A 10,872-nucleotide genomic window follows, 5' to 3' on the forward strand; every position below is an offset into this window, starting at 1 on the left:
GCCTGGGCACAGTTGCGGGCCATTGGGTTCCCTGAGGTTGCGGCGCGCAGGTTGCAATTCTGCTTGAACCTGGGCTCGCCTTGCGGATTTATGCTGCTTGATCCCGTTCGAATCGGGGCTGTTGGTCTGGGAGGTCTTGATGATATCGCGTCGCTCTGTTGCACTTGCGTTCACGCTTGCAGTTCTGTCCGGACCGGCCTGGTCGGCATCCGCCGTCAAGATGTTCGATACCGACAATGACGGCACGCTCGATCTGGCCGAGGTGAAGAAGGCCGCAAGCGCGTTGTTCGCCAAGCTCGATCCCGATCACGACGGTACGCTGGACGCGCGTGAATTGCGCGGACGGTTGACGGCGAAGGAGCTCGCCGCCGCCGATCCCGATCGTGACGGCACGCTCACGCTCGACGAATATCTGTCCGTGGTGGAGCAGCGCTTCAACGCGGCCGATCCAGACAAGGACGGAACGCTCGATGCAAAGGAGCTCAACTCGCGCGCCGGCCGGGCGCTGCTGCGATTGCTGCGGTAGCGCTTGACTGGGAGCGAAGGCGATTTGCACGAGAGCGAAATTCGCAAGCAATATTCGACAGTTCGCTGTATCGGCGGTTCGATTCCAGCTTGCGCTGTGCATGACGCAGCCCTAGGTTTTGCCCCGCGCGATGTCGCGCTCAATACCTTGGGAGACCCCGAATGGCCTGGAAAGCTCCGAAGATCGTGGAAGTGCCGGTCGGCATGGAAATCAACATGTACGCCTGCGCTGCGCGCAAGTAAGACTGACGAACCTGCCGCGGCTTCGGTGGCGAATGCCGTCGGAGCCGTGGTAGTGTTCGCCGGATGCGCATTGGAGCCCACACAATTTGGATGGCGGTCGCGTGCACCGTCACTGTCGCGCCGGCTTGCGCAGGCGCCGAAGAGGGTTTTGATACCGAGCACATCTTCGGCTTCATGATCGGCACCGACGTCGGCAACGTCGGTGAACGCGAATTCCAGACCCAGACGACGGGCCGCTTCGGCAGGGGCGGCGGCACCTATCGTGGCCTCGCGCAGGAGGTCGAGATCGAAGTGGTGCCGCTGCCGAACTTCCGGATCGAGCTCGGCGGTACGGCCAGTCTGCACGACATCACCGGCGTCCCCGACATCGACGACCGCCGCCAGTTCAATTTCCAGGGCGCCTCGCTCGACCTGCGCTACCGCCTGCTTGATCGCGAGCGTGCCCCGTTCGGTCTCACCATCGCCGCCGAGCTCCATGGCGACCGCATCGACGAGACCAGCGGCGCCAAGGGGCGGATGTACGGCACCGACTTCACGCTCGCCTTCGACCGCGAGCTCGTTCCGCACTTCGTCATCGGCGCGCTCAATTTGATCTATCAGCCGGAATGGGCGCGCTTCGAGGTGGCGGGAACGTCCGAGAAGAGTTCGACCATCGGCGCGGCGTTTGCCGCCCTGGCGCGGGTGCGGCCCAACGTGCTGCTCGGCGGCGAGATGCGCTATTTCCGGCAATATGAGGGCATCGGCCTCGGCGAGTTCTCAGGCCAGGCCCTGTTTGTCGGGCCTACGGCCTATTTCCAGCTATCGGAGAAGTCGCGCCTGACCCTGAGCTGGAGCATGCAGGCCTGGGGGCGCCCGGCCGGCTCAGGCGGCAATCTCGACCTCGTCAATTTCGAACGCCATCAGGCGCGATTGGTCTTCGGGGTCAATTTTTAGGGCGCTTTTCGCCGCTCCGCGCTTGCGGCAGGGCAATCGCATTTGAAAACTTTTCCCGCGGCCATCCCTCGAGACGCCCGCTTCAGGCGGGCTCCTCAGGATGAGGACGGAGTGCGCGGCAGCAGTTTCACGGGCACTGATGCTGATTAGCCTCATCCTGAGGAGGCGCATAAGCGCCGTCTCGAAGGACGAGGCGTGCGCGCAGGCCGCCGCAACGAGTCTTATGCGATAGCCCTGCCGCTCGCGGGGAGAGGCCGGAGTTTGCGCAGCAAATTCTGGGTGAGGGGACTCTCCACGAGTCTCACTTTCACCGCCCCTGCGGAGACACTCCCGCACCCTGACCCTCTCCCCGCCAGCGTGGACGGGAAACAGGTCCTCATCCCTCACATCCGTTTGAAACTACCAGCTCCTTGGAACGTAACCTATCGTGCTATTCTCCATTGCGACTTGCGAGGGATTGCGGCATGAACCCGATCGACCTGGTGGTGACCGTGTGTGCGGTGCTCTCGCCTGCGACCTGCGAGGAGCAGCATCTGGTGTTCAACTATGCGGGCTCGCCCCGCCAATGCGTGATGGCCGCGCCGCCCTACATCGCGCAATGGATCGGTGATCATCCGAAATGGCAGGTGGTGCGCTGGCGCTGCGAATATCCGCACCCGAACGACAAGGCGTAAGCCGGCGCACTACTCAAAGATCCTCATGGTGAGCAGCGCGAAGCGCGTCTCGAACCATGCAGGCCCGGCTCTCGCTCGCAGCAATCCGTCGAGACGCCTGCTTCGCGGGCTCCTCGGGGGAGGTGCTTGTGGGGCGCTACTTCGTGCAGTCCTTCAGATCCTTGTCGGCGATCGAGAACACCGCGTCCGCCCTGATCTCGATGCCGCGGACGATGCACTGCCGTGCATTGGGGTAGCTGACCTTGGCGTCGTAGCGGCCGGGCTCGACGCCGGTGATGCGCAGCCGCTCGTCGTGGTCGACCTCCTTGTCCTTGTCGTTCAGGCATTGGTTCGGTCCCCAGTCGGTCTTGCCGGCCGGCGAGAGCTGGAATCCGGAGATCGTCTCCGTCGTCAGATTCCAGAGCCGGATGCCCTTGCCCTTGGCCTGCGCGGCTGCCTCGCCGGCAAGCGTCAACAACGCGATCAAAGCCAGAATCCAACGCATCAGCCGATCCTCCCATAGGCGCGCCGTCATTCCCTGATCAGGCGCTCGCGGTTCTTTGCCTTGTCGAAATTCTTGGCGCGGTCAAGGCCGTTCAGGGCGATCAGCTTCGCCGAGACGAGATCGGCGCCATTGAAATCGGTGTCGATGACGGTGGCGCCGGTCAGATCTGCTCCGCCGAGCTGGGCGTTCTTCAGTGATGCGCCGCTCAGGTCGGCGCCCCTGAGGACTGCGAATTCGAGATCGACGCGCGACAAATCGGCGTTGCGCGCGTTCAGCCGTTCCAGGTTGGCGGATCTCAGCACCGCGCGCATCAGCCCCATCGACTGGTTGCGCATATCGGCGCCAAGATGCGCGTCCGCGATCGAGGCACCGACCAGGCTGGCGCCGGTGAGGTCGGCAGCGATGCGCGCTTCCGACAGGTTCGCGCCATCGAGACGCGCGCGGGCCATTTGCGAGGCGAACAGATTGGCGCCCTTCAGGCTTGCGCCGGTCAGATCGGCATCCAGCAGCCACGCCTGATCGAGGATTGCGCGGTCAAGCCTGGCGTCTCGGAGTATTGTCTTGTTGAGCCGCGCGGCGCGGAGAACCGCGCTGGACAGGTCCAGCCCCGAGAGATCGAGACCCGACAGGCGTTTGCCAGTGAAATCGGCAGGTTGCGCTGGGCTCGCTTTGGCCAGCACGGCCTCGATCTCCGGCCTCGTCATTTCGGCCGAGACCATCGCCGGGGAGGTAAGGTCGACGCCACGCATCATGTCCTGCGCGCCCGCCGTCATCGCAAAAAGTGCGAGGCCAAGCGCCGCAAGACCATGCGTTGCGAGGGTGACCGTTCGCGTCATCGTCAACTCCGCCGCCTGCCTGTCTAGCACGCCCGCCAGGCGACCGGCTATGAGACATCCCGCTCGGTGCGGTCGCCGTGAATTCGTTGGGCGAGGCCGGTCTTGATCGCCGCGATCTCGGCTTCGCCGCGCGTGCCGCGGGGAATGCCGATAGGCACCTCGGCCACGATCCGCGCCGGCCGCGGCGACAGGAAGAACAGCCGGTCGCCCAGGCGCACTGCATCATCCAGGCTGTGTGTCACCAAAAGCGTCATCACCGGGCGGCTCGCCACCAGCGTCGCGATCTCCTCACGGAGGCGGCCGGCGAGGGCGTCGTCGAGCGAGGCCAGAGGCTCGTCGAGCACCAGGAGATCGGGCTCGACAGCGAAGGCACGGGCGAGCGCAACGCGGCGGGCAAGCCCCAGCGACAATTCGCCAGGGAAATGGCTGCGATGGGCTTCCAATTCCAAAATCCTGAACAGCTCGGACAGCTTGGCCTCGGTAACTTCAGGCGCGGCGAGCCGCACATTCTGCTCGACGGAGCGCCACGGCAGCAGCCGCGGCTCCTGGAACACCATGCCGATGCGCGCCTCCGGCGGCCGCGCGATGCGGCCTGCAAAGTCGTGGTCCAATCCCAGGATGATGCGCAGCATCGTGCTCTTGCCGCAGCCCGACGGGCCGATCAGCACGCCGACCTCGCCGGATTGGAGCGCGAACTTGACCGGCGCCAGCACCTCGTGCGTTCCGCCCGCGGCACTCCTGAAGGTCTTGCCGGTGATATCGACCTCAAGCCGCACGGGGCCGCCACACGTTTGCGCGGGCTTCGAACGGCTGCACCAGCAAGGTCTCGATGACGAGCACGACGGCGGCGAATGTCAGCGAATAGGCCAGCAGCCGCGGCGTGTCGAACAGCTGGAAGGCAACGCCAATCTCGAAGCCGACGCCGTTCGGCCGTCCCAGCAGTTCGGCGACCAGCACGATCTTCCACACCAGCGACAGGCCGGAGCGGGCCGAGGCCGCGATATAGGGGGCCAGCTGCGGCAGCACGACGTGGCGGAACGCGCGCCAGCGCGGCATCGCGAACACGCTCGCCATCTCGTCTAGCGAACGGTCGAGCGCGCGCGTACCCTCGCGCAAGGTGACGATGGCCGTCGGCAGCTTGTTGATGGCAATCGCGGCAATGGCCGCGGCTTCGGTGAGCCCGGCCCAGATATAGGCGAGCACGATCACGACCAGCGCCGGTAGATTGAGCAGCAGGATCAGCCAGGGATCGCCGAGCCGGTCGGCGAGCTTCACTCGGCCCATCAAATAGCCGATGGCGCTGCCGAGCGACATCGCCAAGATAAAGGCGAGCGCGACGCGGGCCAGCGTCGCCCCGAGATGCAGGAACAGCGCGCCGCTCGATGCTTCCGCGACCATCACCTGAAGCACGGCCGGGGGGGAGGGCAGCTTCGCGCCGCCGACGAGGAGTGCGGTAATCCACCAGGTCACCAGAAACAGGGCGAACGACAGAAGGCGCAGCACCTCAGTCTCCGGGGATCGCGTGATAGAAGGTGCCGGGATCGAGCTCGGCCGCGGGGCCGACGAGATCCCGGCCGCCGGTCTCGGCCAGCACGCGGTAGAGCACGCGCGCGTCCTTCTCCTCGTCGTCGATGCTCCGGCGCGGAATGCCGTCGCGGTAGCGGTCGCGGTAGGTCTTGAGCAGGGCCGGATCGGACGTGCCGGTGAGCGGCGCGACCTTGTCCCAGGCGGTATCGGATGTGACCAGCAGCTGCTTGGCCTTGCGGGTGATCGCGATGAAGCGGGCGACGGCATCCTTATGGCTCGCCGCCCAGCTCTCGTCGAAGACGTAGCCGACCGCGGAAACAGCTCCCTTGGCGCCGAGGTTCGGCAAAATCTCCTCGATGCTGGCGAGGCGCCGAAAACCCTTGGCCTCGAGCTGGGCACAGAAATTCCAGAAGTTGAGGCTCGCATCCATTTCGCCGTCGAGCGCCTTGGCCGCGATCAGCGGCGGGGCGCCGTAGACGATGGTCGCGTCCGACTTCAGGTCGATGCCGTCGTGCTTCATTCGCGCCTGCAACAGCAGCCAGCTCTTGTCGATTGCCCCGCCGGCGACCGCAAGTTTGCGGCCCTTGAGGTCGGCGAGCGTCTGAAGTGGCGAGGACGCAGGCACCATCACGGCGCCGAGCGCGCTGGAATAGGGATAGAAGGTGAGCTTGGCGCCCATCGCGCGTTCGCGCGACACCCACAGCCAGTCCGACAGTATGATGTCCGCGCTGCCTGCACGCATCGCGATCTTGCCGGCTTCGGTGCTCGCGAGCTCTGTGACCTCCAGTGACAGATCGGCCTCCTTGTCGAGGCCGGTGCCGCGGATCGCGGCCAGCTCCCAAGAGAATGTTCCGGTCTTCTGCACCGCAATGCGGATGGTATCCGCCGCGTGAGCCGGTGCACCCAGCGTCAGTGCCAGCGTCACCGCAAGCGCCGATATTCGTCCCAAAACTCTCGTCACCTTGTGAGCCGCTTCCTCTGACAGAGTGCTTTTCAGGACAATAGGCATAGCATAGCTTTGGTCGCAACCTGCGAGAGGACGCGCATGAAACTGGCCGGGCAGCTACGACCGATTGTCGCCGCATGGGCGGTATTGGCGGCGACCGCATGCGTGGCGCGGGCCGGGGAGGCCAATGACTATCCGACCGCAGCACGCGCGGAATATGTCTATGGCTGCATGAAGGCCAATGGCGAGACACGGTCGGCGATCGAGCAATGTTCCTGCTCGATCGACGTGGTCGCCTCGATCGTGCCCTACGAGCGCTATGTGACCGCGGAGACCGCGCTCAGCATGTCCCAGGTCCGCGGTAATCTCGGCGTGCAGTTCCGGACCTCGGAGCAGGCGAATTCGGCGGTGAATGATCTGCGCCGGGCGCAGGCGGAAGCCGAGGTGAGGTGTTTCTAGCTATTGCGGCACAGACGGCGCCCTCTTCCTTCTCCCCTTGTCTTGTGGGAGAACGTGGCGCGAAGCGCCGGATGAGGGGTATGTCTCCTCATACTCAGATACTCAGGCGTCTAACAGTATCAACTGCGGAGAAATACCCCTCACCCGTCTCGCCGCTACGCGGCGATCCACCCTCTCCCGCAAGGGGAGAGGGGAGTCAGTGGTAGCCTGGAGAAACTACGTCCCCGGCTTCTCCACGTCCCATTCATTCCGGAACACGTGCCCGTCCGTATCCTTTGCCTCCGCGCGAAAACGCTTGGCGCCGTTGGAGACGTAGGTGAAGCGCAGATTGGGATCTTCCGAGATCGAGATGCCGGCTTCCATGGACAGCACGGGGCTGTCGTCCTGCGTCAGCTTCAGCTGGTTGATGAAGAAGGAGGGAATATAGAGCTGCGTGACCTGGTCCATCTGCAGCCCGGAATTGTTGGGATGGCCGATCATGATCTGAGCCTCGCGGACGCGGCTCGCAGGACCGTCCTCACGGGCGAATTGCCGGTAGCGCATCTGGCCGAGCCGGTTCCTTGCTTCCTCGATGTTCTTTCCCGCCGGTGCGGAGCAACCGCCGGAGGCCTTCACATAGACTTTCGAGACGTAGAGCTGGCCGTCGCTCAGCTCGGCCACCGCATGGACATCGGTGTAGTTGTTGACGCGCACGCGGGTCGAGATTTCCGTGACATTGGCATCCGCCCCGAGCTCGAACTTCGCCGCCATCGGCGCGGGATTGCGGTCGATCACCAGCGTGATGAAGCGGATGCGGCGGCTATCAGCCGGCGACAGCTTGCTGCGCAGAGTCACCGGCACGATCGCCGCGTCCTCGGCGCGATACGGCATCTCGATGCCGATGATGTCGGCACCGTCGTTCATCGGACGGTTGCTGAAGATGTCCTGCACCAGGCTCGGCCAGGGATCGTAGGCCTCTTCCGCCTGCGCCGGCACGGCGAAGGCGATGCCGAGGAGCAGGGCGATCAGGGGCAGGCGGCGTGTGCATCCCGTCATGGTCATGATCCTGCGCGCGAAGCAGAATTCGGCCTGAGCGTAGCGCGCCCGCTACTCCCATTCAATTTCCGAAAATGCTGCAGTTGCGTTGCGGGCGTTGTAGTCGTCGAACAATTGCCAGTGCGGCCGCTCCCCGGCGGCCGCCTCGTCCGCGGCAACGCGGATCGGCTGGCCCTTCTTGTTCAGGGCGCGGACGTCAGACAGCAGCGTTGACAAGTAACGCCGCTCTTCAGTCAGCGCGGCAGGCCAAGCGCTCACAGGGCCGTGACCGGGAACGACGCGCAGTGCGGGGATGGCCTCCAAATCCTTCAGCGACGTCAGCCAGCCGCGGATGCTGCCGTCCATCACCGGGATGTGGCGGAGAAAGACGAGATCGCCGGCGAACAGGGTCTTTGTGCTCTCGTCGAACACGGTCAGATCATTGTCGCTGTGCCCGACCGGCCATGCGCGCAAGGTCAGGCGGCGCGAGCCGAGGTGGAGCGTCAATGTGTCCGTCACGAGCAGGGTGGGCGGCACGATCTTCACGGAATCGATCAGCTCGCCGCCCATGATGCGTCTGAAATTGTCGAGATAGAACGGCCCGCGGCTCGCCAGCGCCTGCGGCAGCTTGCTGTGCCCGGCGAAGCTGGTTCCCTCCGCCACGAAGGCGGCGTTGCCGAAGACATGATCGGGATGGCCGTGGGTGTTGACGACGTAGCGGATTGGCTTGGTGGTGCGTGCCTTCACCGCCGCCAGCAGCGCCTCGCCCTCGCGAAAACTGCCGCCGGTGTCGACCACGGCCACCGCATCTTCGCCGACGATAAAGCCGACATTGGCGATGTCGCCAGCGTTCTCGCGGCTCATCAGGGCGATGGTCCCGGAGTGTACGAAGATTCCCGGCGCCACTTCGCTCACAGGCAATTCGGCCGCGCCGGCGCGTGCTAGCGTCGCTGTTCCGAGGGACAAGGCTGCGATCACGAGGGCAATGCGAGACACTTTTCCGCCTCAGTTCCAAGGGTTTTCCGCATTGCGCTGCAACAAAGCAAGGCCAGCACAAAGCTTGGCAAGCCATGGTGCGTCATGCGTTGCATGGATAACATTCAAACAAAACGAGGAGGAAGCGCGATGACGAAGGCCGGACGACATCGTCGCTGGTTGTTTTCACTATGGGTCCTGGTTGCATGCCGCGCACTCGGCGATGTCGCCGTTGCGCAGACGAGTGAGACCGGCGATCTCTCGTTCGAACTGGTCGATCCAAAGGTGCTGCGCGTCTGCGCCGACCCGCGCAATCTGCCGTTCTCGAACGAGAAGGGCGAGGGCTTCGAGAACAAGCTCGCCGAATTCCTGGCGGACAAGCTGCAGAAGAAGCTCGACTACGTGTTCTTCCCGCAGGCTACCGGCTTCGTGCGGATGACGCTGGGCGCGCATCGCTGCGACGTCATCATGGGCTTCCCGCAAGGCGACGACCTCGTGCAGGGCACCAATCCCTATTACCGCACGACCTATGCGCTGGTCGCCAAGACCGGAAGCGGTCTCGAGGACGTCGACACGCTCGAGGACGCGCGCCTCAAGGGCAAGCATGTCGGTATCGTCGCCGGAACACCGCCTGCAACCAACATGGCGCTTGCAGGCCTGATGGGGGACGCAAAGCCCTATCCGCTGATGATCGATACGCGGTTCGACAATTCGGCGCAGGCGATGATCGACGACCTCGCCGCCGGCAAGATCGATGCCGGCGTGCTGTGGGGGCCGATGGCCGGCTATTACGCCAAGAAGGCCGGCTCTTCGCTCCATGTCACGCCGCTGGTGAAGGAAACGACGGGGCCGAAGCTGGTCTATCGCATCGGCATGGGCGTGCGGCCCGCCGACCAGAACTGGAAGCGGCAGCTCAACAGGCTGATCCAGGAGAACCAGGGCGAGATCAACAAGATCCTGCTCGATTTCGGCGTGCCGCTGCTGGACGAGAGCGACCGGCCGCTCGGCGCGGAGACCGCCAAGAAGATGCCATGAGACGGTCTGTCGCCACTGTGCTGGTTGCCGCCATTCTGGCGGCGCCGGCTTTAGCCCAGCAGGAGCCGTTCGAGCCCGAGGACTACCGCACCGACAATTACCGCGCGCCGGTGCCGGCGACGCTGGCGAACGCGCGCGTCCTCGCGACGGCGGAAGCCGAAGCGATCTGGCGCGCCAGGAGCGGCGCGTTTGTCGACGTGATGCCGCGTCCGCCGAAGCCGAAGAACCTGCCCGAAGGCACGGTGTGGCGAGACGCCCCGCGCAAGAACATCCCGGGCAGCATCTGGCTGCCCGATACCGGCTACGGCAATTTGCCGCCGGCGATGGACGATTATCTCCAGCGCGGCCTCGCGCGTGCCTCGCGCGGCGACAAGGCCGCGCTGCTGGTGATCTATTGCCTCGCCGACTGCTGGATGTCGTGGAATGCGGCCAAGCGCGCGCAGGCCTACGGCTACTCCAACATCGCCTGGTACCCTGAAGGCACCGACGGCTGGGAGCGCGCGAACCTCCCCACGGAAGATGCACGGCCCGAGCCGCGCCCGGAGCAGTAGGCGTCTGAATTGGCTCCGCAATGACGGTGCTGGAGAGGGACGCAATTCTCTCCTCGTCATTGCGACCGCAGCGATCCAGAGTCCCTCCGGAAAGATTCTGGATTGCTTCGCTGCGCTCGCAATGACGGTGTGGATGGAGTGTCGCTAAATCGATCGGACGAACTCGCCGAGACTCCCCCTCACCCGGATTGCATCTTCGATGCAATCCGGCCTCTCCCCGCAAGCGGGCGAGGCGAAAATACCAGCGCTACTGCTTCTGCAGCTTCGTCAGCGTCCCCGTACCGTTGGTCTCCGTGGCGGAGTACGTCACCCTGTCGCCGGCATGGACCGCGTCCAGCATCGCGGCGTCCTTGGTCTTGTACTCCTGGAGCGCGCCAGCGCCGCCGGCACTGCCGCCGACCGTGCCTTTCTGGGTCTGCTGGATCGAAATCGTGCCGTTGAGCCGATCGATCCGCGTGACCATTCCGGTCATGTCGTCAGCGAGAGCGCTGGAGGCGAGCACGCTGATGACCGCAGCGCCCGCGAAAATGAATTTTGTTGTTCCCATCGAGGTCTCCTGACGTCTGGAGTTGACTTCGACAAGCCATCATAAATCGATTTGGTTCCGGTAGATAGCGCGGCAAAAGGTTAACGCTTCCGAGGCCATCGCGGGAACTTTTCGTGAGCCGTC

General features: G+C 64.5%; 14 protein-coding genes and 1 pseudogene. 7 read left to right on the forward strand and 8 right to left on the reverse strand.

Annotation, left to right across the window (positions count from 1 at the left end; translation table 11 throughout):
- Positions 1-139 precede the first annotated feature (139 nt).
- From ACRQ5Q_RS12525 to ACRQ5Q_RS12540, 4 genes and pseudogenes are all read left to right on the forward strand, one after another.
- On the forward strand, positions 140-526 hold the full coding sequence (locus ACRQ5Q_RS12525) for an EF-hand domain-containing protein (RefSeq protein ID WP_439369733.1): 387 nt from the start codon (positions 140-142) through the stop codon (positions 524-526).
- A 161-nt stretch (positions 527-687) separates the two neighbouring features.
- Positions 688-768, forward strand: a complete 81-nt coding sequence (gene pqqA, locus ACRQ5Q_RS12530; RefSeq protein ID WP_012029362.1) for a pyrroloquinoline quinone precursor peptide PqqA — start codon at positions 688-690, stop codon at positions 766-768.
- Positions 769-793: 25 nt separating this feature from the next.
- A pseudogene (locus tag ACRQ5Q_RS12535) lies at positions 794-1,701 on the forward strand (hypothetical protein).
- A gap of 464 nt (positions 1,702-2,165) precedes the next feature.
- On the forward strand, positions 2,166-2,375 hold the full coding sequence (locus ACRQ5Q_RS12540) for a hypothetical protein (protein WP_439369732.1): 210 nt from the start codon (positions 2,166-2,168) through the stop codon (positions 2,373-2,375).
- A gap of 136 nt (positions 2,376-2,511) precedes the next feature.
- On the opposite strand, the gene ACRQ5Q_RS12545 is transcribed toward ACRQ5Q_RS12540, so the two are convergent.
- From ACRQ5Q_RS12545 to ACRQ5Q_RS12565, 5 genes are read right to left on the reverse strand one after another with little or no spacing between them, the layout of a single operon-like run.
- A complete protein-coding gene (locus ACRQ5Q_RS12545) occupies positions 2,512-2,859 on the reverse strand; it encodes a hypothetical protein (RefSeq protein ID WP_439369730.1) in 348 nt (115 codons plus the stop codon).
- Between the two features lie 26 nt (positions 2,860-2,885).
- Positions 2,886-3,695: a pentapeptide repeat-containing protein gene (locus ACRQ5Q_RS12550; protein WP_439369729.1), complete on the reverse strand. Its 810-nt coding sequence runs from the start codon at positions 3,693-3,695 to the stop codon at positions 2,886-2,888.
- A gap of 47 nt (positions 3,696-3,742) precedes the next feature.
- Entirely contained in the window at positions 3,743-4,471 is a 729-nt protein-coding gene (locus ACRQ5Q_RS12555; protein ID WP_439369727.1) for an ABC transporter ATP-binding protein, read from the reverse strand.
- Positions 4,461-5,198, reverse strand: a complete 738-nt coding sequence (locus tag ACRQ5Q_RS12560; RefSeq protein ID WP_439369726.1) for an ABC transporter permease — start codon at positions 5,196-5,198, stop codon at positions 4,461-4,463. Before ACRQ5Q_RS12560 ends, ACRQ5Q_RS12555 begins: the two co-directional genes overlap by 11 nt.
- 1 nt (position 5,199) lies before the next feature.
- Entirely contained in the window at positions 5,200-6,183 is a 984-nt protein-coding gene (locus ACRQ5Q_RS12565; protein ID WP_439398064.1) for an ABC transporter substrate-binding protein, read from the reverse strand.
- Positions 6,184-6,267: 84 nt separating this feature from the next.
- On the opposite strand from ACRQ5Q_RS12565, the gene ACRQ5Q_RS12570 reads away from it, so the two are divergent.
- Entirely contained in the window at positions 6,268-6,627 is a 360-nt protein-coding gene (locus tag ACRQ5Q_RS12570; protein WP_439369724.1) for a hypothetical protein, read from the forward strand.
- 216 nt (positions 6,628-6,843) lie between these two features.
- Here the strand turns inward: ACRQ5Q_RS12570 and ACRQ5Q_RS12575 are convergent, their stop codons facing one another.
- Positions 6,844-7,662 (reverse strand): quinoprotein dehydrogenase-associated SoxYZ-like carrier, encoded by an 819-nt coding sequence (locus tag ACRQ5Q_RS12575; RefSeq protein ID WP_439398066.1) that lies wholly within the window; start codon positions 7,660-7,662, stop codon positions 6,844-6,846.
- Positions 7,663-7,713: 51 nt separating this feature from the next.
- Positions 7,714-8,637 carry a quinoprotein relay system zinc metallohydrolase 2 gene (locus ACRQ5Q_RS12580; RefSeq protein ID WP_439398068.1) on the reverse strand — a complete coding sequence of 308 codons (924 nt, stop codon included), beginning with the start codon at positions 8,635-8,637 and terminating at the stop codon, positions 7,714-7,716.
- Positions 8,638-8,766: 129 nt separating this feature from the next.
- Between ACRQ5Q_RS12580 and ACRQ5Q_RS12585 the strand changes: the two genes are divergently transcribed.
- Both ACRQ5Q_RS12585 and ACRQ5Q_RS12590 read left to right on the forward strand, forming a co-directional pair.
- Positions 8,767-9,651: a substrate-binding domain-containing protein gene (locus ACRQ5Q_RS12585; protein WP_439369721.1), complete on the forward strand. Its 885-nt coding sequence runs from the start codon at positions 8,767-8,769 to the stop codon at positions 9,649-9,651.
- Positions 9,648-10,202 carry a PQQ-dependent catabolism-associated CXXCW motif protein gene (locus ACRQ5Q_RS12590; RefSeq protein WP_439369720.1) on the forward strand — a complete coding sequence of 185 codons (555 nt, stop codon included), beginning with the start codon at positions 9,648-9,650 and terminating at the stop codon, positions 10,200-10,202. Before ACRQ5Q_RS12585 ends, ACRQ5Q_RS12590 begins: the two co-directional genes overlap by 4 nt.
- A gap of 247 nt (positions 10,203-10,449) precedes the next feature.
- On the opposite strand, the gene ACRQ5Q_RS12595 is transcribed toward ACRQ5Q_RS12590, so the two are convergent.
- Complete coding sequence (locus tag ACRQ5Q_RS12595; protein ID WP_439369718.1) at positions 10,450-10,749, reverse strand: copper-binding protein; 300 nt, start codon at positions 10,747-10,749, stop codon at positions 10,450-10,452.
- Positions 10,750-10,872: the final 123 nt, after the last annotated feature.

This window comes from Bradyrhizobium sp. PMVTL-01 (genome assembly GCF_051861855.1).
Classification (GTDB): Bacteria; Pseudomonadota; Alphaproteobacteria; order Rhizobiales; family Xanthobacteraceae; genus Bradyrhizobium.